Raw genomic sequence first — 22,659 nt, forward strand, 5'->3', positions numbered from 1 at the left:
TCGCGACATACTGCCATGGCAGGAGCTAGCCTCCTCCCTTGGTAGGAGGCGCCGCCTCCGATACCGCCAGCCAACACAAGGAGCGCGCCACGCATGTACCGGCTGCTGGTCGCCGACGACCACCCCCTGTTTCGCGAAGCGATGGTCGCGGTCATCGCCCGCGGACTCAGCGGCAGCGAGACCCTTGAAGCCGCCAGTCTCGGCGCTGCCCTCGAGGTCGTGGCGCAGCACGACGACCTCGACCTGGCGCTGCTCGACCTCGGTCTGCCCGATGCCGAAGGCCTCAGTGGCCTGGCCCAGCTGCGCCAGGCCGTGCCGTGGCTGCCGGTGGTGATCGTCTCCGCTGAACAGCACAAGCACACCATTCTCGAGGCGCTGAACCTCGGCGCGGTGGGCTATATTCCCAAGTCGACGCCGCGCGATACCCTGCTCGTGGCGCTGCAACAGATCCTCGCCGGCCAGGTCTATCTGCCGCCGGATATCATGCGCACCGGCACTCCGCCGGCCAGCACCGCTTCGCCCCCCGAGCATCATCCCCTGGCCTCGCTCACCGACAAGCAGCGTGAGGTGCTGGCGCACATGGTCAAGGGTGAGTCCAACAAGATGATCGCCTACCGCCTCGACATCGCCGAAACCACCGTCAAGACCCACGTCTCGGCGATCCTGCGCAAGCTCCGGGTAAGCAGCCGAGTCCAGGCGATCCTGCTCGCCAGTGAACGCGACGATGGCTCCCGCTAGCCACACCACTTGCCAGCTCGACAGGGCTTTCCTAGGCTGAGGGTCGGGCACGGATTGCCCGCGCCCGACCCTTCATCGCCTGCAAGGAGCACTGCGATATGACATTACCCGTCCCCCAAGATCGCTTTCCCAGGACACTCCCGCGGCTGGCGCTCGCCGTGATGCTGGCCTCGGCCTACGGCGTGGCCTATGCCGACGACAACGACGCCAATGACAACGGCGACGAGCGCGCCAGCGTCAGCGTGGCCGACGACGACGAGGTCATCAGCGACTACGACAGCGAAGAGGCCACGCTGCGTGTCACCCAGATGGTCAGCGGGCTGGAGCACCCCTGGTCGATGGCATGGCTGCCCGACGACCGCATGCTGGTCACCGAGCGCCCCGGCAATCTCTACCTGATCGACGGCGACGAGGTGACCGCACTCGGCAACCTGCCCGAGATCGACACCGACGAGGACCAGCTCACCGCCCCCGAAGGCGGCAACCAGGGTGGCCTGCTGGACGTAGCGGTGCACCCCGACTATGCCGACAACGGCTGGATCTACTTCACCTACTCGAGCCCCGGCGACGACGACGGTGTCACCAGTGACGACCACTACGGCACCGCCACCGCGCTGGCGCGTGCACGCCTCGACGAAGAGAACGGTGAACTGACCGACGTCGAGACGCTCTATGCCCAATCGCCGCGCACCGAGCCCGGCCGTCACTACGGCTCGCGAATCTCCTTCCCGGGCGATGGCAGCGTGCTGTTCTCGATCGGCGACCGCGGGCTGCGTGCCCCTTCCCAGGATCTCAGCGACCCGGCAGGCTCATTGATTCGCCTGCTAGAGGACGGCGGCGCGCACCCCGACAATCCCTTCGTCAACCAGGCGCCCGGCAATCTGCGCCCCGAGATCTACTCCTTTGGCCATCGCAACAAGCAGGGGCTGGCCATCCACCCCGACAGCGGCGAGCTGTGGGCCATCGACCATGGCCCCTCCGGCGGCGACCTGCTCTACCGGCTGGAGGCCGGCGCCAACTACGGCTGGCCGCAGGTGGCCTTCGGCAGCGACTACAGCACCGGCGAATTCATCGGCATCGGCCGCGAGGCGCCGGGTGTGACCGAGCCCGCCCACTGGTGGGAAGACTCCATGGCTCCATCGGGCATGGCTTTCTACAGCGGCGACGATATCGCCGAGTGGCAGGGCAACCTGTTCGTCGGCTCGCTATACCGGGAACAGCTGCACCGGCTGGTACTCGATGGCAATAGCGTCGCCCATGAAGAGGTGTTGCTTGAAGAGGAGCTGGGCCGTATCCGCGACGTGCGCCAGGGGCCGGACGGCATGCTCTACGTGCTCACCGACGAGTCCGACGGCGGCCTCTACCGCCTCTCTCCCGCCGACTGATGCCCGTACCCGGCGGGCACCTCAGGGTGACCGCCGGTCCGCATCCGCCACGCACTGCAGCAGCGCCATCTTGAGGCGCAGTGGCTTGAGCGGCTTGAGCAGACAGCGATAGCCACGCTCGCGGACGCTCGCCTTGAGCGCCGCGTCGTGATTGGCAGTGATCATTACCACCGGCAGCCGCGGGAAGCGCCGCTGCAGCATCGCCGCCACCTCGAGCCCGTCGGGTTGATGCTCGTCGAGGTGGTAGTCGATGATCAGCGCGTCGGCGCCGCCGGCCATGGCCCCGCTGCGGGTCAATGCGGCAAGCGAGCGAGCGCTGTCGACCGCGCACCCCCAGCCACTCAGCAGCGCCTGCATGCCCTCGCAGATCGCTGGATCGTTGTCGATCACCCAGATCCGCGCACCGGCCAGCGGTGCCAGGCCCGGCATCGCTGGTGCCTGGGTCTGGGCTATCGGACGCCGGGCGTAGGGCACCAGGATCGTGAAGCGCGAGCCGTACCCCGGGGTGGAGGCCAGCGACAGCCGATGGCCGAGCATGCCGCTGATGCGGTCGACGATGGCCAACCCCAGCCCCAGGCCGCGGTCGCTCTGCAGGCGGCCGGCGTCGCCGCGGCGGAACTCGAGGAAGATTTCCTCGCGCTGGGCCTCCTCGATACCGCTGCCGGTATCGGCAACGCTGATTTCGAGCCCCTCCCGGCGGCGCCGGCAGCCGAGCAGGATGCGACCGCGCGGCGTATAGCGAATGGCGTTGCTAAGCAGGTTGCGCACTACCCGCGCCAGCAGCGCCAGGTCGGAATCGATCACCGCCGAGCTGGCCACATAGCGCAGCACCAGGCCGCGGGCCGCGGCCATCTGGCGGTACTCCTCGGCCAGCGCATCGAGCAGCTCGGCGGCGGCGAACGGCGCCACATCCGGCGTCAGCACGCCGGCATCGAGTCGCGAGATATCCACCAGCGTGCCGAGCAGCGTCTCGACGTCCTTCAGCGAGCGGCCGATATGCCCCACCAGCCGCCGCGACTCCGCCGGCAGCGCTGGGTCCTCGAGCTGATCCCCCAGGGCGGTGGTAAACAGGCGCGCCGCGTTGAGCGGCTGCAGCAGGTCGTGGCTGACCGCGGCCAGAAACTTGCTCTTCGAGAGGTTGGCCGCCTCGGCCTCGGCCTTGGCCTCGCGCAGCCGCCGCTCGGTCTCGCCGCGCACGGCGATCTCCTCGCGCAGCTTGGTGTTCACCGACCCCAGCTCGGCGTTGACCTGGCTCAGCTCATCGAGGGTACGATGCAGGGTCTCGGTGCGCTCGCGGACCTGCTCGGCCAGCAGCACAGCGTGCTCGAAGGCCGCATAGGGCGCACCGCCGGCGACACCGCTGGACTCGACGCGCTCGATCAGCGCCGCACACACCTTGTGCAGCCGCGCATTCTCCTCGACCAGGGCCTGCTCGCGGGGCGTCAGCGCGGCATCGCTGTCAGCCGCTACCGGGGCGCCCAAGCACAACCCCGGTGAAGGTCTGGTTGATGTGCATGCCATGGTGCTGCTCCCCGTAGGTGTTGAAACCGATCACTCGCTGGCGTCGCAGTAGGCTCGAGGCCGCCTCGAGGCCGTCCAGCGCCTCGATCTCCAGGCGCCGCAGGAAGCAGTCGAGGCCAATGATCAGCTCGGGCTCGCCGAGCCGTGCGCTCAGGTCGTCGAATACCGCCTCGAGGTCGGGCAGGATCGGCGCCGGGGTCATGGCGGTCAGCACGATGCCGTTCTCCACCGCACAGTAGAAACTCAGGCTGCCGTCGTCGTTGACACGCTGAATCGAGCGTACGTAGAAAGCATCGCCGATGCGCACCGCCAGCGGATAGCGAGCGAATACCGCATCGCCGAGGGCCACCCGGGGGCAGCCTACCAGCCGCGCATACTCGTCGGCGGCCGGCGCGGCGTTGAGCTCGATCACCCGGCGCCGCTGGCGATCGGCCTGGGTCACCACCAGCTTTTCGCCGCGTGGCCGCAGATGGTGGGTGGTGAAGACTTCGAACGGCAGGCAGGTGGTGAACATCACCACCACCGCGGCCTGATCATGAAAGCGTCCGTTGCTGTAGACGTGGGTGTGCGCCAGGCGGTTATCGTCGCCGGCGGAGCCGCCGAAGCTGGGAATGCTGCCCAGTGCCGCGTCCAGGGTCGCCAGCACCTGCTCCTCGCAGCTCGACAGCCCATCGAGCAGGGTCAGGGCGAAGTGGTCGCCGCCGGGCGGTGCCTGGCGCCGGGATGCGGCCAGCAGGCCATCGGTGACGCGCTGGGCACGCACCAGATCGAAGCCATCCAGCTTGTCGATCAGCGCCACCCCGACGCCGAAGTGACGAGCATCGAAGCCCACCGCCACGATGCAGCCGCGATCATAGCCCTCGGAAGTGATCTCGCCGGCGGTGGTGCAGCCGCTGATCGGCACCCCGGCAAAGGCCGACTCCAGCGCCTCGCCGAGTGGCGACAGCGCATACTCGGCGCTGACGAAGAACAGCACGAATCCCAGCTGCGGATGGCGCAGCGCAGCGGCCAGCTCATTAGCCGCACGCTGGGGATCGCGAGTATGGCTGACGGCGGTGTGCACCGCCGTCTGGCGGTCGTTGGCGGCAAGCCGGTCAACCGGTGGCGCGTCGAGCATGGCGGCGCTCCTGCAAGGTTTCCTGCAGTGTAGGCCGCCAGACAGGCGCTTCACAACGGCGCGTGCAGGCTAGCGACGTGGAGCAAACAGGGCCTTGAGCCGCTCCACGTCGTCTGCCGACCAAGCGTCGGGCTCGACCAGCGCCAGCCAGGCCTCGATATAGTCCTCGGCGGCGATCTCGTGGCCGTAGCCGGGCGGCGCGGACCCTGCCGCCAGGTCGGCCAGCAGCTGTAGCCCGGTCACTACCGGGTACCAGGTCAGGTCCTCGGAGACGTCCGGCCCGCGCGGCGCCTGCAGCCACTCCGGCTCGCGGTAGAGCGCCCCGGGCTCGAAGAAGGTCACCGGGTCGCTGGCGTACTGCAGGTAGGCGATACGGAAATCGCCCCACTCCACCGCGCCGTCCCCGAGACCGCCGTGCTGATTCATGAAACGCACCACCGCACCGCCGCGAAAGCGTGGCAGCCAGGCCGGCGAGCCGGCATCGCGATCCTCGGTCAGGGCTCGCCAGGTCGGGCTGCGAAACGGCGGGCCGCTCCACAGCGCACCGTCGAAGGGGTCATCGATGATGTCGTACAGGTCGAAGGAGCGATCCGAATTGAGCGCACCCAGGCTCAAGCCATGCAGGTAGAGCGCCGGACGCTGGTCGTCCGGTAGCGTCGTCCAATGGCGGTAGACCTCATCGAACAGCGCCCGTGCCATCTCGGCGCCGTAGTCGCCCTCGACGATCAACGCCAGCGGGCTCGGCAGGTAGGAGTACTGCGCGGTGACCGTGGCGATATCGCCGCGCTGCAGGTACTCCAGGGTATTCTGCGCCGCCGGGTCCAGCCAGCCACGCCCGGTAGGCGTGGCCAGCAGCAGCAGCGAGCGCTCGAAGGCGCCTACCCGCTTGAGCTCCTCCAGCGCCAGCTGCGCCCGTTGCTTGGGCGTCTCGGCGGCATTCAGGCCGACGTAGACCCGCAGCGGCTGCTCGGCGGGCTCGCCAAGAAAGCGCTCGATATCGTCTGCGGAAGGTCCTGCCGTTACGAAGCGACGACCGCGCAGGCCCAGGGCCTCCCAACTGATCAGCGACGCCTCGCTGCCCGCCACCTGCGGGTCGCCGGGCGGTGCCAGGTCATCCGGCATCAGTACGTCGACCTGCTGGTAGGAGCGGTCCAGGGCGCGCAGGGTCAAGGTAAAGATGATGCCGTCGATCACCGACCAGAACAGTGCCGCGGCCGCCACCACACCGATCACATTCGATACACGACGCGGCACATAGCGCCGCAACCTGCGCGCCAGGAAGCGAAAGGTGCGCCGAAACAGCCTGGCCAGCAGTAGCAAGGCGGCAAAGATCGCCACCGCAATCAGCGCCACGCTGAACGGTCGCGTACCGCTGGCGGGCTCCATCTCCATCAGCACGCGAATCGAGTCCTGCCAGCCGGAAGCGCGCCATAGAAACACCGAGGCCACCACCGCGCAGATGCCAGCGGCGATGCGCTTGAGGCTTAGTGCACCGCGCCGGCCGGGCACCGGCAGCTCGAGATAGGCCCACAGCCAGCGCCCCATCACGCCCAGCCCATAGCCGGCCGAGAACGACAACCCCGAGATGATGCCCTGGACGATAAAGGTGCGTGGCAGCAGGCTCGGCGTCAGTGAAATGGCGAAGAACAGCGTCCCCATCAGCAGTCCGAGCGCCGAGAACTGGCGTAACACCTGCATGCGACCTCTCTCCATCCGTGTCGTATACCAACCGTGATTCGAACCAAGCGCGCTCAGTGCCATCAAGGCTACCCAGCGTGATGAGCAGAGTCCATTGCCAGTCGCCAGGATGTATCACTGGTCCCCAGCGACCACCTCGGGGAGATGCCACGTCAAGCAACAGAACAATCGACCATACCAGCTTTATATTATAGCCATATAAATAAACACACATTAATTTAATATTTTTTCATTAAACTTCTTGCGACTTTCGACTAAAGATTTTGCGCCAATTTCCGATATCCAAAGTGCGGACTATCGCACATTAGTCACCTCCACTCTTGACGACACCTAGCCGCCACTAGAGCGGTAAACACCCTAATCAACTCATATATGCAGGCAGCCCCAAACAGCTGCATTGAGGACCCGACATATGAATCGCTTGATGAACAACCTTTCGGTCAAGACCAGTTTGACCGCCGTGCTGGCGATCTTCGTCGCACTCATTCTGGTGGTGGCCGCCCTCGGCTACCAGAGCGGGCGAATGGGGAGCAATGCACTGCATGAACTGGATCGGGTCGCGATCGACAGGATGCACTACCTGAATCTTAGCCAGGTCGCCGTCGGCGATACCCAGCGTCATTACCAGAACTTCTGGGACGCCCTCGATGAAAACGATACCCAGCTCGCTGCCGAGCAGGCTTCAATGGCCGCGCAGCGGCTGGTCGCAGCGCAAGAGTACTTTGCCACCTTCGAGTCCTTCGCTGCAGAAGGGGGTAACGTCCAGGGAGATACAGCAGAGGCCGACTTCTCGGCCCTTGTCCAGAATGTGCTTATCCCCCAACAAGCCAATGTGGAGCGTCGTGACGAAGCGGCTTTCCTAGCGTTGCTCCCCATCGCTCGCGAGCACAACCGCGCCTTTGCCGCATCGAGCGGCGCCTATAACGATTACGCATACGAACGTAGCAACCAGCTGATCGACGACTTTGATGAGCGGATGCAGCTGTTCGGCTATATCGATATCGCCGTGCTGATCCTGGCCGCGCTGATCGTCGTGATCGTGCGTACCGCCCTGGTCGGCAGCATCGTCAAACCGCTGGACGACGTGGTCGAGCATGCCGAGCATATTGCCAAGGGCGATCTGTCCCATCCGATTCCCGAGCGTGGCCGCAACGAGCTGGGGCGTCTCTACTCGGCTATTCAAAACATGCAGGCAGCGCTGGCCCAGACCGTGGCCAACGTGCGCGACAGCAGCGGCTCGATTCATATCGGCGCCCGCGAGATCGCCAGCGGCAACACCGACCTGTCGGCGCGCACCGAGGAGCAGGCCGCCTCGCTGCAGGAGACCGCCGCGAGCATGGAGCAACTCACCGCCACGGTGAAGCAGAACGCCGACAACGCGCGCCAGGCCAGCAGCCTGGCCAATGACGCCTCGACCACCGCAGGGCGCGGCGGCGAGGAGGTCGACCGGGTCATCACCACCATGCACGCCATTGCCGGCAGCTCGAAGAAGGTGGTGGATATCATCGGCGTGATCGACTCGATCGCCTTCCAGACCAATATCCTGGCGCTCAACGCCTCGGTGGAAGCGGCCCGCGCCGGTGAGCAGGGTCGCGGCTTCGCCGTGGTCGCCAGCGAAGTGCGCAACCTGGCCAGCCGCAGTGCCGACGCCGCCAAGGAGATCAAGGCGCTGATCGAGGCCTCCGCCACCCAGGTCAAGGATGGCTCCGAACTGGTCGAGAGCGCCGGCAGCACCATCCGCGAGGTGGTCGCCTCGGTGAAGCGCGTCAACGACATCATGGATGAGATCTCTGCCGCCTCCCAGGAGCAGAGCTCGGGGATCGAGCAGGTCAATCAGGCCGTATCACAGATGGACGAAGTCACCCAGCAGAATGCGGCGCTGGTCCAGCAGGCCTCGTCGGCCGCCGCCTCGCTGGAAGAGCAGGCCGCCAGGCTGGAATCGGTGGTCTCCACCTTCAAGCTCGCCGGTGGTGCCTCGCCCCTGTCGCGCCCCGCGCCGAAGGCCCCGCCAGCCAGCGCACCGGCCAAACCACTCAAGCTAGCCTCGACCTCGAAGACTACCGACAAGGCCGAGCTGGAGTGGGAATCCTTCTGACACGGTTCCGACAATACCCTGTAAAAAGATGCCGGCAGTCGCCGGCATCGTCGTCTCTAGGCCACGGCAGGCGTCGGCACGGCTCTCACACCTGGTCGCTTACGCCTCGCGATGGTGCAACAGCCGCCCTAGCTGCCCTCGCACTGTGCACTCGCCGCGCAGCCAGGGCGCCAGCAGGCGGGTCGAGAGCGGAATGAGCAGGAATACCATCAGCGGCGTTAGCACCAGGGTACTGACCAGCACCTTGGCAACCAGCGGTAGTGCGGCCAAGGCACTGCCGGCCAGCAGCTGGAACAGCAGCGATACCGGAAAGAACGCCAGCCAGATGGCCACCGCCTGCTTCCAGCGCGGCGGTGACTGGCCGCTGGCATCGGCAAACCAGCGGTCGAGCCCGATGGCACGATGCTCGTGAGGCGCCTCGAACAGGCCGGAACCGCGTGCCAGCCAGGCACGCCGCGACGCAGAGTGCTCCCAGGCGGCAAGGGTGTCGGTATCGCGGAAGCGAAAGATGATCTGGTATTCATCGTCGCCGGGCGGCGGTGCCAGCACGCCGGAGCCGAGGTAGCCGGCAAAGTCGGCGGCCAGGTCGCGGCCTTCATTGAGCCAGGCGATGAACGCGCGGTAGCGGCCACGGGCCACGCGGCGCGCCACCATCAGCGTCACGGGGGCGGTAGACATCGTGTATCTCCTGTTTCATCAGCGGCGCGGGTAGCGCCACCTAGCGAACGAACGGCCCGGGTAAGGGCCCTCCGTTTTCATCTGCTCTATTCAGTGTTGCAAAAACTACACCAGCTTTGCCGGGAATGCTATCAGACCATTATTGAATGGCTATTCAGGATAAAATTAGTGGATTACGTGGAATGCCAGGATATCCCCCTGCCAATGCCAGTATTTGCCGTTCACCGTATAGGCATCGGGCAATAAAAAGGGCAACAAAAAAACCGGCACCCGAAGGTGCCGGCAAGCCATGCGAAGAGATCCCGCAAACGATCAGTTGGTCGCGGCTACCGCCACCGGTGCGGCACCGCGCTTGAGGGCGGCGTAACCCAGGCCGGTGACCAGCGAGCCGATCACGATGGCGGCCAGGTAGAGCAGCACCGGGGTGATGGCGTTGGGGATCAGCAGTACGAAGATGCCGCCGTGGGGCGCCATCAGCTGGGCACCGACCAGCATGGAGAGCGCGCCGGTAATTGCGCCGCCGGCGATGCAGGCGGGAATCACCCGCAGCGGGTCCTTGGCGGCGAAGGGGATCGCCCCTTCGCTGATAAAGCACAGGCCGAGCACGAAGGAGGCCTTGCCCGCCTCGCGCTCCGGCTGCGAGAACTTGTGACGCGCCACGAAACTGGCGATGCCCATGCCGATCGCCGGCACCATACCGGCGGCCATGATCGCCGCCATGGGGGCATAGGTCTGGGAGGCCAGCAGGCCAACGCCGAAGGTATAGGCGGCCTTGTTGACCGGCCCGCCCAGGTCGAAGCACATCATGGCGCCGAGCAGGATGCCGAGCAGCACGGCGTTGGTGGCGTCCATGCCGGCCAGGAAGCTGGTCAGGCCGCTGAGAATCGCCGCCACCGGCTCGCCGATCACGTAGATCATGGTCAGGCCAGTGACCAGGCTCGCCACCAGCGGGATGATCAGGATCGGCTTGAGCGATTCGACGCTGGACGGCAGCTTGACGTGGCGCGCCACCGCCAGCGCCACGTAGCCGGCCAGGAAACCGGCCAGGATGCCGCCGATGAAGCCGGCCTCGATTTCCGCGGCCAGCATGCCTCCGATCATGCCCGGGGCGATGCCCGGCCGGTCGGCAATGGAGTAGGCAATATAGCCGGCCAGCACCGGAATCATCAGCGCGAAGGCGGTGCCGCCACCGATCTGCATCAGCGCCGCCGCCAGGGTGCCCTCTTCCTGGAAGGCCTCTATGCCAAACACGAAGGAGAGCGCGATCAGCAGGCCGCCGGCCACCACCATCGGCAGCATAAAGGAGACGCCGGTCAGCAGGTGCTTGTAGACGCCGACCTCCTTGAAACTCTTGCTGCCCTCAGCGCCGCTGGCGGCACGCCCTGCTTCCTCCACCGCGGCATTGGCCAACGCCGCCTCGATGGTTGGCTGCGGCTTTTTCAAGGCGTTGCCGGTGGAGGTGCGGTAGATACGCTTGCCGGCGAAGCGGGTCGGGTCGACCTCGATGTCGCAGGCCAGCAGTACCAGGTCGGCATCAGCGATCTCCTCCGCGGTGAGCTTGTCCTGGGCGCCCACCGAGCCCTGGGTCTCGACGCGGATCTGGTGGCCCAGCGCCTTGCCGGCCTCACTCAGCGCCTCGGCCGCCATAAAGGTGTGAGCGACCCCGGTCGGACAGGCGGTGACGGCGACGATCTTGCTGCCGGCAGTGGCCACTGAAGGTGCTGACTCCTCCGCCGCCGGCGTGAACTCTCCGGCCTCGCGGCTGGCACGCTCGAGAAAGGCGTCGGGGTCGGGCAGCGCCTGGTCGATGGAGGCCCGGTAGAGGCGCTTGCCGGTGAAGCGTGCAGGGTCCGGGACCCGCTCGGCGGCGACCACGACCAGGTCGGCGGCGGCGATCGTCTCGCCGCTGACCGGGGTCAGCGGCTCGAGCTGGCCGTGCATCTCGACGCTGACCTGCCACTGGCGACGGATCGCGGCCTGTTCCAGGCGACGGGCGGCGAGAAAGGTAGTCGCCATGCCGCTGGGGCAGGCGGTGATCAGGATGATGTTCATGCGAGCGCTCCCCCTGTATCGACGTCGTCGAGGCGACGCACACGGGTCTGTTGTTGGAGAGAAGAGAGATCCTCGGCGTGGACGTTGCCCACCCCGAGGTGACGAACCGATTCCGCCGACAGCGCCGTGGCGAACGCCAGGGTCTGCGGCGCTGCATGGCCTTCGAGCAGGCCGTGCAGCATGCCCGCAACCAGGGTGTCGCCGGCGCCTACGGTGCTGGCCACCGCCACTCGCGGCGGGGTGGCCAGCCAGCTGCCGCGCCGGCTGACCCACAGCACGCCGTCGGCGCCGGCGGAGATCAGCGCCTCCTCGACGCCGGCGGCGTGCAGCCTCAGCGCCGCGGCCAGCCGTTCGGCCGGGGTGTCCAGCGCCCGGCCGGCCCAGTCGGCGAGTTCCACCTCATTGGGCTTGACCGCGGTGGGCCCCGCCTCGATGGCGGCCCGCAGCGCCGCCCCGCTGGTGTCGACCCACACCGGCAGGCCGTGCTCGCGCAGCCGCACCACCAGCGCGGCGAGATCCTCGGCGGCGATCCCCGGCGGCAGGCTGCCGCCGATCAGCACCACATCGGGGCGCGCCTCGCGGTCGCTGGCCAGGGCATCGAGGCGCTCGATCAGCGCACTTAAGGCCGCGGTGTCGATCTCCAGTCCCGGCCCGTTGATGTCGGTGACCCGGCCGTCATGCTCGGCAACCTTGGCATTGATGCGCGTCTCGCCGGCCACGCGCAGGAAGTCATCCTCCACGCCCATGGCCTCGAAGGCGCGCAGGAAGGGGCCGTCGTTGGCAGCGCCAAGAAAGCCCGAGACGCGTACCCGGTGGCCGAGGGCCGCCAGCACACGCGCCACGTTGACGCCCTTGCCGGCGGCTTCGAGGTGGGTGGCATCGGTGCGGTTGACCTGCCCCAGTGCCAGGCGCGGCAGGCTGATCGCCAGGTCCAGCGCCGGGTTGAGGCTGAGGGTGAGGATATTGGCCATCAGCGCGCCTCCAGAGCGTCGCGTACCGCCTCGCTGGTGGCCTGGGCCAGCGCCAGCTCGGCCTGGGCGCGGGCCTCGGCGAGGTCGATATCGCGCAGCCGCGCCTTGACCAGCGGCACCTGGCGGGCGCTGACCGACAACTCATCGACGCCCAGGCCGACCAGCACCGGCACCGCCGTGGCGTCCGAGGCCAGCTCGCCGCATACCCCGACCCACTTGCCCTGGGCGTGGGCGGCCTCGACGGTCATCTGGATCAGCCGCAGCACCGCCGGGTGCAGGCCATCGGCCTGGGCCGAGAGTTCAGGGTGGCCACGGTCGATGGCCAGGGTGTACTGGGTCAGGTCGTTGGTGCCCACCGAGAAGAAATCGACCTCGGCGGCCAGGCTTGGTGCCAGCAGCGCGCTGGATGGCACCTCGATCATGACGCCCAGCTGCACATCGGTGGCACGCTCAGTGGCAGGCAGCTCGGCCAGCAGGCGGTCGTAGATCGCCTTGGCCTGGCGGAACTCGGCGATGTCCTTGACCATCGGCAGCATGATCCGCAGCGGCGTACCTACGGCGGCAATCAGCAGCGCACGCAGCTGGGTCTCCAGCACCTCCGGCTGGGTCAGCGCCAGGCGTATACCGCGCAGGCCCAGGAAGGGGTTGTCCTCCTGGGGTAGCGGCCAGTACGGCAGCGGCTTATCGCCGCCGACATCGAGGGTGCGCGCCACCAGCGGCCGCCCCTCGAGGGCGGTGATCGCCTCGCGATACTCCGCGATCTGGGTGTCGAGATCCGGGGCGCTGGCATGCGCCATGAACAGGAATTCGGTACGCAGCAGGCCGATGCCTTCGGCGCCGCGCTCGACGGCATCCGCGGCGTGGGCGGTATTGCCGAGGTTGGCGGCGACCTCGACGCGCTGGCCGTCGCGGGTGCGCCCCTCGTCGAAGCGCGCCTCCCAGGCCGCGCGCTCCCGTGCCTCATGCTCCTTGAGGCGCAGCTCGGCGCGGCTGCGCCGCTCCGCCGACGGCGCCGGAATCACCCGTCCGCGCTCGCCATCGAGGATCATCTCGACGCCGTTATCGAGGCTCAGCACGCGCTCCCCCGCGCCGACCACCGCCGGGATACCCAATGCGCGGGCAAGGATCGCGCTGTGGGCGGTGGCGCCACCGCGGGCGGTGAGCAGGCCGCGCACCCGCGAAGTATCTAGGCGCGCCACATCGGAGGGGCCCAGGTCGTCGGCGACCAGGATATAGGGGTGCGCTGGCGGCTCGGGCAGCGTGACCTGGCAGAGGATGCCCAGCACCCGGCGCCCTACGTCGCGCAGATCGGCGGCGCGCTCGGCCAGCAGTCGGTCGGCGAGCATCTCCTGGGCGTGGGCGGCGGTGTCGATGGCGTCCCACCAGGCCGCCTCCGCCGAGAGCCCATCGTCGATGGCGTCGCGGGCCGCCTGGTGCAGCTCGGGGTCGTCGAGCATCTCCTCGTGCATCGACAGGATCTCGGCGACCTCGCCGCCCGGCGCGCGTTTGACCAGCGCTTCGAGCTGCGTCTGGCCCTCGGCGATGGCCTGCTCGAGGCGCGGAATCTCGTGACTGGCTCCCTGGCCCTGGCGCGGATAGTCGAAGCGCGGCGTGCGCATCACAAACAGCGGCGCGATGGCCAGGCCCGGCGAGGCGGCCACCGCCTGATGCGCGGTATCGGCAGGCAGCGGCGCCTGCCTGGGTGCTGTGGCAGAGGCGACGGCGGCGTGCTCGCGGCCCTCGTCGAAGGGCGCCACCTTCTCGCCGAGCCCGGCGCTGACCGCCTCACAGACCGCCGCCAGCGCCGTTTCAGCGCCCTGGCCCTCGGCCGAAAACTGCAGCATCTGGCCGCGCCGCGCGCCGAGGCCAATGACCTTGGTCAGGCTCGCCGCAGACACCGCCGCAGCGCCGCCCTCGGCCAGCCGCACCTTGATCGCCAGCGGCTGGGCGCGGGCTACCTGCACCAGCTGCTTGGCGGGCCGCGCGTGCAGACCGTGGGCGTTGAGCACCCGCACCTTGGCGGTCTGCGCCGTCGCCGACTCGCCGGCCAGGCGTGCCAGCACCTCGGCCTCGCCGAGCTCCGCCAGGGTTTCGCCGGCGCCGCTATCGAGCAGCGCCACCAGGCGCTCCAGCAGCGGCCGATGCGCCTCGCCCTGGGCCGCCAGGCAGAACACGCCGTTTACCGCCCCCTGAGCCGAGGCCAGCGGGGCTTCCGGCGTGGCCAGGGCCAGCGCCGGCTGGCTGACGCCGCGCTCGGCGCTGGCCAGCCACAGCCCCTGTCCCAGCGGCTGAGGGCTGGCGGCGGCAATCGCCGCGACGAACTCGCTGGCCACGCAGCCCGCCTGGCGCAGCCGCGCAGCGCCGGCCAGCGCCAGCTCCGCCGCATCATGACCGGGGAACCCCAGACACAGCGTTGCGGCGTCCATCCGTGCCTCGACCACCGCCTTGGAGAGCAGCGCGGCGACCTCGCCGCGGTCACTCGCCGCCGCCAGCCGTTCGGCGACGCCGTCGCGGTCGAGGACGTGGGTCAACTGGCGCAGGATATCGAGGTGCTCGTCGTTCTGGGCGGCGATGCTGACCAGCACATGGACGCGATTGCCGTCGTGCCACTCGACGCCGCGGGGAAACTGCAGCACGCGCACCCCGGTGCGCTTGACGTGCTGACGGCTCTCCGGGGTGCCGTGGGGAATGGCAATGGCGTTGCCGAGGAAGGTCGACGACTGCGCCTCGCGGGCGTGCAGCCCCTGGCGGTAGCCGGCATCCACCAGCCCCGCCGTCTGCAGGGCCTGGGCAGCGGCATCGAGTGCCTCACGCCAGTCACGCGCCTGGCAATCGAGAAGAATGTCGTCCTGGCCGAGTGTCAGCATGAGCTGCCTCCTGGTGATGCCTCGCCCGTCTCGGGCAAGGAGCAGATAATTGCGCGGGTGGCGAGACGTTTGACGCGCCTGATCTGAAGCGCTACATGTTATAGCCACAAGCTGAATCGTGTCACCGCACATTAATGACAATGCTGGATCGAGAACACGCTTTAATCAAGCCACGATGGCTACGACTTTGGCAGGGGGTCTAAGGCCACATCGGTGGCGTAGAATAAGGAAAATCGACGCATGCCCAATCCAAGGAAACCCGTCATGACCCTAGCCGAAATCGCCCGCCTGGCCGGCGTCTCGCGCACCACGGCAAGCTACGTGATCAACGGCCGGGCCAAGGAGCGACGCATCAGCCAGGACACGGTCGACAAGGTCATGGCCGTTGTCGAGCGTCACCATTACCGCATCGATGCCCAGGCCGCCGCGCTGCGGCGCGGCGCCAGCCGCACCCTGGGATTGATCATTCCCGACCTGGAGAACGCCAGCTATGCGCGGCTTGCCAAGCGTCTCGAGCGCGGCGCCCGGGAGCGTGGCTACCAGTTGCTGATCGTCGGCTCCGACGACGACCCGGAGAGCGAGCGCGAACTGGCCCGGGCACTGCGTGCGCAGCGCTGTGACGCGCTGATCGTCGCCAGCTGCCTGGCCATGGACGACCCTTTCTACGCCGAGCTGATGGAGACGGGGCTGCCGGTCATCGCCGTCGACCGCGCCATGGATCCGGCGCGCTTTGTCAGCGTGGTCAGCAACAACCAGTCCGCCGCCCATACCCTAACCCACTCGGTGCTGGCTCCCGAGGTGGGTCGCATCGCCTGGTTCGACGCCGTGCCACGGCTGTCGATCAGCGTCGAACGGCGCGCCGGTTTCCAGCAGGCGCTAGCCGACGCGCGCGCCCAGGCGGTGACCTACAGCGCGGCACGCTACGAGCGCGGCGAGGGGGCAAGGCTGATGCGTCAGCTGCTCGACGACCACGGCCTGCCCGATGCCCTGGTCACCGCCTCGTATACCTTGCTCGATGGTGTGTTCGACGTGCTGCTCGAGCAGGGCAGCCTGCCCCAGCGACTGCGCCTGGCAACCTTCGGCGACGACCGGCTGCTGGATTTCCTGCCGCTGCCGGTCAATTCACTGCCCCAGGACCATGCGCGCATCGCCGAGCTGACCCTCAACCGCGCCCTGGCCGCCTGCCAGGACGACTATCGCCCCGGTCAGGACGTGGTCGAGCGCAGCCTGCGCCAGCGCCTGCCGCAGCTGGTGAGCAACCCACAAATGGTATAGAATATTCAACACATGGGCGCCGCGGCGACAGCGCCCAATACGTGAATACCGGCATCCACCGCCCAGGCATGACTTGTCTGGGCGGTGGATTTTTTGATGCCGCGTCGCCAGACTCATATCCACGGGTGACACCATGAACGCTTATCTTGAACAGCGTGCGCTGAAAATCTCCACCGCCATGACCCTGCTGGTGGCAAGCCTGGGGGTGGCCTTCGGGCTACTCTCGGGGTCGCGCTCGATTCTCTTCGACGGGGTCTTCTCGACCATCGATGCCGCCATGTCGCTGCTGGCACTATTCGTCTCGCGGCTAGTGATGAAGGAGTCCAGCCAGCGCTTCCAGCTCGGCTACTGGCACTTCGAACCGATGGTCGCGGCACTCAACGGCTCGATCCTGCTGCTGCTATGCTTCTACGCCTTTCTCAACGCCGTCAGCGGGTTGATGGAGGGCGGCCGCGAACTGGCCTTCGATGTGGCGATCGGCTATGCGGTCATCGTCTGCGCGGCCTGCTACGGCATGTTCTTCTTCGAGCGCCGCCTCAATCGCCGCGCGCGTTCGGAGTTCGTGCGCATCGACACCCAGGGCTGGCTGATGGCGGCGCTGATCACCAGCGCCCTGCTGGTGGCCTTCATCGCCGCCCTGCTGATGCAGGACACTGCCCTGGCGGCGTGGACACCCTACGTCGATTCGGCGCTGCTGGCGGTATTGACGCTGTGCTTCATGCCGGTGCCGATCGGTATCGTGCGCCGCGCCATGGGCGAAATCATGATGATCGCGCCGCCGGCACTGGATGCCGAGGTGCATGCGGCGATGGCACCGGTCATGCGGCGTGACGGACTGCTGGAGTATTCGAGCCACGTGGCCAAGAGCGGCCGAGTGCATACCATCGAGATCCACCTGCTGACCACGCCTGAGTTTGCCCGCGATGCAGGCGTGGCTCGGCTCGACGAGATCCGCGAGGAGATCGCCTCGCGGCTGAGCATCCCCGGCGAGCAGCGCTGGTTCACGCTATCGTTCACCGCCGAGCGGCGCTGGCTATGAGGTTTCGCTAGCCGGCCAGCGCCGCTCCAGCGCTGCCAGCGACGGCGCCAGGCAGTGCCGCAGCATCTCCAGCGCGGCCTGGCACGGCGCCTGCTGCGCAGCAGCCTGCTCGAGGCGCTGCGCCGCCGCTGCCAGCCGCCCCAGCCCCAGGCTGCCGGCCTCGCCCTTGATCAGGTGGGCCAGCTGGACGATGTGCGGCAGATCGCCGCTCGCCTGGGCCGCCGCCAGCTCGTCGAGCCGCGCCGGCATATTGGACTGCAACAGCGCCAGCAGCGAGCGGCGATCCCTCAGCGGCAGACTCGCCTCCAACTCATGCAGGGCGTCGTCGTCGAGCCACGCCGATGCCTCGCCATCGTCACCCGCCGGCACCGCCGCGGCGCGCCTTGGTTCACCGGGCAGGTGGCGTTCGAGCGCCGCCAGTAGCGTCTCGCGGAACAGCGGCTTGGCCAGGTAGCCATCCATGCCGGCCTCGCGGCAGCGCGCCTGGTCACCGTCCAGCGCCCCAGCAGTCATCGCTACGATCGGCACTTGCCGCGTCCAGCCATCGCGCTGACGTAGCGCGCGGGTCACTGCCAGTCCATCCATGTCGGGCATCTGCACGTCCATGAAGATCAGTGCGAAGCGCTGCGCCTCACAGCATGCCAGGGCTTCGTGCCCGCTACCCGCCAGCGTGACCCGGCAGCCCAGCTGCTCGAGCATGGCCACCGCCACCTGCTGATTGATCGGGTTGTCCTCGACCAGCAGCAGCGATGCCCCGACGCTCGCCGTGGAGTCAGCCGGCTGACTGACCGACGGCGCCTCATCGCCTGCCGCCGCCGACTGCAGCGGCAAGCGCAGCCAGAAACGACTGCCCTGCCCCGGCTGGCTGGTAAAGTCGATCTCACCGCCCATCGCACTGGCCAGCTGCTTGCAGATCGCCAGCCCCAGGCCGCTGCCGCCGAAGCGCCGCGCGGTGGAGGCGTCACCCTGGCGGAAAGGCTCGAACAGCGCCTCACGCTGAGCGTCGTCGATGCCGCAGCCCTGGTCGCTGACGCTGATCTCGAGCTGCCCACTCGCACAGCGCTGGGCGGCCACCACCACCTCGCCGGCGGCGGAAAACTTGATGGCATTGGAGAGCAGGTTGAGGATCACCTGATTGATGCGTCCAGGGTCACCGTAGAGGCGCGCCGGCAGCTGCGGGTCGCACTCGCTGCGCAGCGTCAGCGACTTGGCGCTGGCCTGGGGGTCGAACAGCGCCACCGCCCGCGTCAACAGCTCGCGCAGGTCGTAGTCGGTGTGCTCCAGCTCGAGGCGGCCGGCCTCGATTCTGGAGAAGTCGAGAATGTCGTTGATCAACCCCAGCAGCAGCCCGCCGCTCTCGTGAATGGTTGCCGCATAGTGCCGCGAGGTGGCATCCAACGGCCGCTCGCGCAGCAGTTCACTCATGCCGATCACGCCATTCAGCGGGGTGCGAATCTCGTGGCTGACCGTGGCCAGGAACTCGCTCTTGGCCTGGCTGGCCGCCTCGGCACGCCGTGCGGCGATCTCGAGCTCGCCGCTGAGCGCTTCGGTGGCGCGCCGCGCCGCGGCGCTCTCGCGCGCCTCGCGGAACAGGAACACCACCACCAGTGCGGCGGCGGCACTCATTGCCACGATCAGCGCCAGCAGCAGCCGGTAGAGGGCCTGCAGCTGCTGGCGATCGCGGGTGGTGGTATCGGCGAGGTGGGCATTGATCGCCACGATCAGTTCCTCGCTGTAGCCGCTGAGGGTCGCCAGCCGCGCATCCAGCGCCGCGCGGTCGCCGTTCTGGAGCGAGAAGTCATCGCGGTAGAGCTGCGTATCGATGGCATCGACCTGTTCGATGATCGACGCCATCAGCGACGCGGCTCGCGGAATGGTGTCGAGCAGCTCGGCGAGCTCACCGCGGCGCAGCAGGTTGACGCGGCTGTACATCAGCTCGAAGCGCAGGCGCAGGTCGCTGAGATCGTCCTGCGCGGTGGGGCGGGCCAGCTGCGAACGCATCTGGATCGCCTCACGATCGAGCTTGTAGGCCGCCCAGGCGGTATCGCCACCAACGCTCTGCGCCAGGCTGTCCTGACGCCACAGCACCAGGCCCGCCACGGCGATGGCGGCAACGAAGAACAGCAGCGCGGCAATCGCGCCGAGCTTGAGACGGCCAGGATAGCGCAGCATTACAACGTCCTCACGCCGCTGAGCGCTGGCGTGGCGCCCCGCGCTCAATCGGCATGGATATTGACCACTTGCCACACCGAGCGGAAACGGATCGTCTCGTTGTGCAGCTCGGGGTGGTCATCGAACGGATAGAGTACGAAGATCGGGCCGTAGTCGCGAATCGGCATCGGCTCACCGTTGCGCGTCAGCGCCAGGATCACGTCGTAGTCGTGGAAATTGGCGACCGGTATGTCGGCGGCGAAGTCGTTCAACGCGCGCACCCGTACCGACTCGCTGTCGGCGCCCACCGCTTCCAGCAGGGCGCGTGCCAGCGGCCCCTCGAAGACATTCGGGCCGTCGGTCCAGGGCGTATGGGTCTCTATCACTTTGGCGGGCAGCGACGTCAACATAGCAAAATCGAAGTGAGCCTCGTCGCCGACGTTGGTATGAGCAATATTGCCCGTGACCGTGAGGATCACCTCGCCCTGCGGGCTAGGCAGGGCCCATGCCGTCAACGGCAGGACGCACAACAGCACGGCCATTGGCAGCCGGCTGGCGGAGGGTGACAGGCGGTGGCGAATGCGCATTGGGGCCTCTTGCATACAAACGTTTTTATGATCGCACGCCCGACGACGCACCTTGCCGTCATCAGTGTCGTGAAGGCCTTCCTTTGCACTGTTCGCACTGCTTATTGATCCGTCGCACTATTTTGCCATATTCCCTAGGGTAGAATCTCGTGGTAGCCGACTCCCACCGGCATACTGGACGACACCCAGACCACAGGAGAGGTCTCTTGTCTGAGCAGTTGAAGGATTTTGCCCACGCCTTCTTGCACGCCGTGAACAATCTGCTGCCGATCATCGTGGTAGTGGTGGTGTTCCAGGCGCTGGTGCTGCGCCAATGGCCTGACGGCGGCCTTAGCATGGCGGTTGGCCTGCTGATCGTGGCACTCGGCGTGGCGCTGTTCCTGCGCGGCCTGGAACTGGGCATCTTTCCAGTCGGCAAGAGCCTCGCCAACCAGTTCGCGCGCCGCGGCTCGCTGCCGATCCTGATCAGCTTCGGCTTCGCCATCGGCTTCTCGGCGGTAATCGCTGAGCCGGCGCTGATTGCCGTCGCCGAGCAGGCCGCCGAAATCAGCGACGGGCGCATCGATGCCCTAATCCTGCGCCTGGTCGTCGCTACCGCGGTGGGTCTAGTCATGGCACTGGGCGTGCTCAGGTTGATCCTTGGCCATCCGCTGCACTGGTACATGATCATCGGCTACCTGACGGTGGTCATGGTGACCTTCTTCGCCCCGGAGGAGATCGTCGGGCTGGCCTACGACACCGGTACCGTCACTACCAATGTCGTGACGGTGCCTTTGATTGCTGCGTTGGGCATCGGCCTGGCCACCTCGATCCGCGGCCGCAACCCGCTGATAGACGGCTTCGGCCTTGTTGCGATGGTGGTAGTAACACCGATGATTGCCGTGCAGCTGTACGGCATCATCGTCTACGGCCAGGCCAGTCCCGCAGGGGATGCCGAGCTGGTAATCAACGGCGACGCTGCCCTCGACGCAGCCAATCCGCTACTGCACATGGTGCTCGACCTGTTCAGCATGCTGCGTGACGTACTGCCGATCCTGCTGGTGATCCTGTTCTTTCAGTATGCGGTACTGCGGCGCGCCCTCTCCAATCGGCTACGGGTCGCCGCGGGCTTCGCGCTGGTGATTGTCGGGCTCTACGCCTTCGTGGTCGGGCTCAAGCTCGGACTTTTCCCGATCGGTGGCAGCATGGCCGAGCAGCTGATTCAGTTCGACAACTGGCTATGGATCTACCTGTTCGCCTTCGCTATCGGCTTCGCTACCACCATGGCCGAGCCGGCGCTGATCGCCGTGGGCCGGCAGGCCGAGGAGGCCGCCGCCGGCAAGATCGACGGCCGCGCGATTCGACTGCTGGTGGCACTGGGCGTGGCGATCGGTATCACCGTAGGCACGCACAGGATCATTTCCGGTGACTCGTTACACCTTTACGTCACCCTAGGGTACTGCTGCGTCATCGGCATGGCATTACTGGCGCCACGCTATATCACCGCGCTGGCCTTCGACCTAGGAGGGGTGTCGGCATCGGCAGTAACCGTACCACTTGTCACTGCCTTGGGTATCGGCCTCGCAACTCATGTCGAAGGACGCAGCATGCTGCTGGACGGTTTTGGACTATTGGTCTTTACCTCGATTTTTCCCGTATTGACCGTCATGATTTACGGGGCGGTGATGGAAAAGATATCTGACCGAAGGAAAACAGCCTCATGAAATTTTCCGCGCTGGTGGCCATCGTGCCCGAAGAGTTGGAGCAGGAGTGTCTCGATGAGGCAGACCGCAGCGGCGGCGGCGGGGTCACACTGCTCTCAGGCCGCGGGCTTAGCGGCGAGCCCAAGAAGACCTTCTTCGGCCTGACCTTCGAGGGCAGCCAGACGGTGCTGCTGATGGTGCTCGAGAAAGGCCTGTCGCTGAGCGTGCTCAAGGCGCTGCAGAAGGTGCTCAACCCCGACGGCGAGAGCTCCCGGGGGGTGGTCTTCACGCTGCCCATCGAGCACCTCGGCGGCCTCGACGTCTCGCAGCTGGAGCGTTTCGAGCGGCATCTGCGCGATACGCTCTAGCCATTCACTCACCCGCCACTCGGTGGCGCTACAGGAAGGCATGTCTATGCTGGTCAAGGACATCATGGTGCGCGATGTGGTGAAGGTCTCGGCCTTTGCCACCCTGCGCGAGGCGTTGGCGCTGATGAAGCGCCATTCACTCAAGTCGCTGGTAGTCGAGCAGCAGACTCCCCACGACGCCTGGGGCCTGATCACCTACACCAACATCCTCAAGACCATCGTCGCCGAGAGCGGCGATATCGACCTGGTCAACGTCTATGACGTCTGCGCCAAGCCGGTGATCTCGGTGGGCGAGAACCTCGACGTCAAGCATGTCGCGGCACTGATGACCAGCAATCAAATCAAGCGCGTGCTGGTGCTGCGCGACAATCAGCTGGTGGGCCTGCTGACCATGGACGATATCATCGGCACCGTGCTCGATATTCTCGACTGATA

At 67.0% G+C, this 22,659-nt stretch carries 17 protein-coding genes; 8 read left to right on the forward strand and 9 right to left on the reverse strand.

Annotation, left to right across the window (positions count from 1 at the left end; genetic code table 11):
- Positions 1-93 precede the first annotated feature (93 nt).
- Both QC821_RS07360 and QC821_RS07365 read left to right on the forward strand, forming a co-directional pair.
- The gene (locus QC821_RS07360) at positions 94-738 is read left to right on the forward strand and encodes a response regulator (protein ID WP_309719023.1); all 645 of its coding nucleotides are present in this window, start codon (positions 94-96) and stop codon (positions 736-738) included.
- 98 nt (positions 739-836) lie between these two features.
- The gene (locus QC821_RS07365) at positions 837-2,123 is read left to right on the forward strand and encodes a PQQ-dependent sugar dehydrogenase (RefSeq protein ID WP_309719025.1); all 1,287 of its coding nucleotides are present in this window, start codon (positions 837-839) and stop codon (positions 2,121-2,123) included.
- Positions 2,124-2,144: 21 nt separating this feature from the next.
- Here the strand turns inward: QC821_RS07365 and QC821_RS07370 are convergent, their stop codons facing one another.
- The 3 genes from QC821_RS07370 to QC821_RS07380 form a co-directional block, all read right to left on the reverse strand.
- On the reverse strand, positions 2,145-3,644 hold the full coding sequence (locus QC821_RS07370) for a hybrid sensor histidine kinase/response regulator (protein WP_422720094.1): 1,500 nt from the start codon (positions 3,642-3,644) through the stop codon (positions 2,145-2,147).
- A complete protein-coding gene (nosP, locus tag QC821_RS07375) occupies positions 3,583-4,761 on the reverse strand; it encodes a nitric oxide-sensing protein NosP (protein WP_309719031.1) in 1,179 nt (392 codons plus the stop codon). Before nosP ends, QC821_RS07370 begins: the two co-directional genes overlap by 62 nt.
- Positions 4,762-4,830: 69 nt before the next feature.
- Complete coding sequence (locus tag QC821_RS07380) at positions 4,831-6,459, reverse strand: alpha/beta hydrolase (RefSeq protein WP_309719034.1); 1,629 nt, start codon at positions 6,457-6,459, stop codon at positions 4,831-4,833.
- Between the two features lie 412 nt (positions 6,460-6,871).
- Here QC821_RS07380 and QC821_RS07385 point away from each other — a divergent pair, with 412 nt between their 5' ends.
- A complete protein-coding gene (locus QC821_RS07385) occupies positions 6,872-8,554 on the forward strand; it encodes a methyl-accepting chemotaxis protein (protein WP_309719036.1) in 1,683 nt (560 codons plus the stop codon).
- Between the two features lie 99 nt (positions 8,555-8,653).
- Here QC821_RS07385 and QC821_RS07390 read toward each other — a convergent pair whose 3' ends face one another.
- The 4 genes from QC821_RS07390 to ptsP all read right to left on the reverse strand — a co-directional run bounded on the left by QC821_RS07390 (position 8,654) and on the right by ptsP (position 15,122).
- The gene (locus QC821_RS07390) at positions 8,654-9,232 is read right to left on the reverse strand and encodes an antibiotic biosynthesis monooxygenase (RefSeq protein ID WP_309719039.1); all 579 of its coding nucleotides are present in this window, start codon (positions 9,230-9,232) and stop codon (positions 8,654-8,656) included.
- A 312-nt stretch (positions 9,233-9,544) separates the two neighbouring features.
- Entirely contained in the window at positions 9,545-11,284 is a 1,740-nt protein-coding gene (locus tag QC821_RS07395; RefSeq protein ID WP_309719042.1) for a PTS fructose-like transporter subunit IIB, read from the reverse strand.
- A complete protein-coding gene (gene pfkB / locus QC821_RS07400; protein WP_309719045.1) occupies positions 11,281-12,255 on the reverse strand; it encodes a 1-phosphofructokinase in 975 nt (324 codons plus the stop codon). Before pfkB ends, QC821_RS07395 begins: the two co-directional genes overlap by 4 nt.
- Positions 12,255-15,122 carry a phosphoenolpyruvate--protein phosphotransferase gene (gene ptsP, locus QC821_RS07405; protein ID WP_309719048.1) on the reverse strand — a complete coding sequence of 956 codons (2,868 nt, stop codon included), beginning with the start codon at positions 15,120-15,122 and terminating at the stop codon, positions 12,255-12,257. Before ptsP ends, pfkB begins: the two co-directional genes overlap by 1 nt.
- Before the next feature lie 264 nt (positions 15,123-15,386).
- On the opposite strand from ptsP, the gene cra reads away from it, so the two are divergent.
- Together cra and QC821_RS07415 are read left to right on the forward strand one after the other, a co-directional pair.
- Complete coding sequence (cra, locus tag QC821_RS07410; RefSeq protein ID WP_309719051.1) at positions 15,387-16,397, forward strand: catabolite repressor/activator; 1,011 nt, start codon at positions 15,387-15,389, stop codon at positions 16,395-16,397.
- A 133-nt stretch (positions 16,398-16,530) separates the two neighbouring features.
- Positions 16,531-17,436, forward strand: a complete 906-nt coding sequence (locus QC821_RS07415; protein WP_309719054.1) for a cation diffusion facilitator family transporter — start codon at positions 16,531-16,533, stop codon at positions 17,434-17,436.
- Here QC821_RS07415 and QC821_RS07420 read toward each other — a convergent pair.
- Positions 17,431-19,608 carry a hybrid sensor histidine kinase/response regulator gene (locus tag QC821_RS07420; protein WP_309719057.1) on the reverse strand — a complete coding sequence of 726 codons (2,178 nt, stop codon included), beginning with the start codon at positions 19,606-19,608 and terminating at the stop codon, positions 17,431-17,433. The genes QC821_RS07415 and QC821_RS07420 overlap by 6 nt on opposite strands.
- Before the next feature lie 44 nt (positions 19,609-19,652).
- Entirely contained in the window at positions 19,653-20,174 is a 522-nt protein-coding gene (locus tag QC821_RS07425; protein WP_309719060.1) for a putative pterin-binding protein, read from the reverse strand.
- Positions 20,175-20,380: 206 nt separating this feature from the next.
- Between QC821_RS07425 and QC821_RS07430 the strand changes: the two genes are divergently transcribed.
- Genes QC821_RS07430 through QC821_RS07440 form a run of 3 tightly spaced genes read left to right on the forward strand, consistent with a single transcriptional unit; the run spans position 20,381 to position 22,657 of the window.
- Complete coding sequence (locus QC821_RS07430) at positions 20,381-21,877, forward strand: DUF1538 domain-containing protein (RefSeq protein ID WP_309719062.1); 1,497 nt, start codon at positions 20,381-20,383, stop codon at positions 21,875-21,877.
- Positions 21,874-22,224: a transcriptional regulator gene (locus tag QC821_RS07435; RefSeq protein WP_309719065.1), complete on the forward strand. Its 351-nt coding sequence runs from the start codon at positions 21,874-21,876 to the stop codon at positions 22,222-22,224. Before QC821_RS07430 ends, QC821_RS07435 begins: the two co-directional genes overlap by 4 nt.
- Before the next feature lie 40 nt (positions 22,225-22,264).
- On the forward strand, positions 22,265-22,657 hold the full coding sequence (locus tag QC821_RS07440; protein WP_309719068.1) for a CBS domain-containing protein: 393 nt from the start codon (positions 22,265-22,267) through the stop codon (positions 22,655-22,657).
- Positions 22,658-22,659 lie beyond the last annotated feature (2 nt).

Origin of the sequence: Franzmannia qiaohouensis (genome assembly GCF_031451695.1) — a bacterium.
GTDB classification, from domain to species: domain Bacteria; phylum Pseudomonadota; class Gammaproteobacteria; order Pseudomonadales; family Halomonadaceae; genus Franzmannia; species Franzmannia qiaohouensis.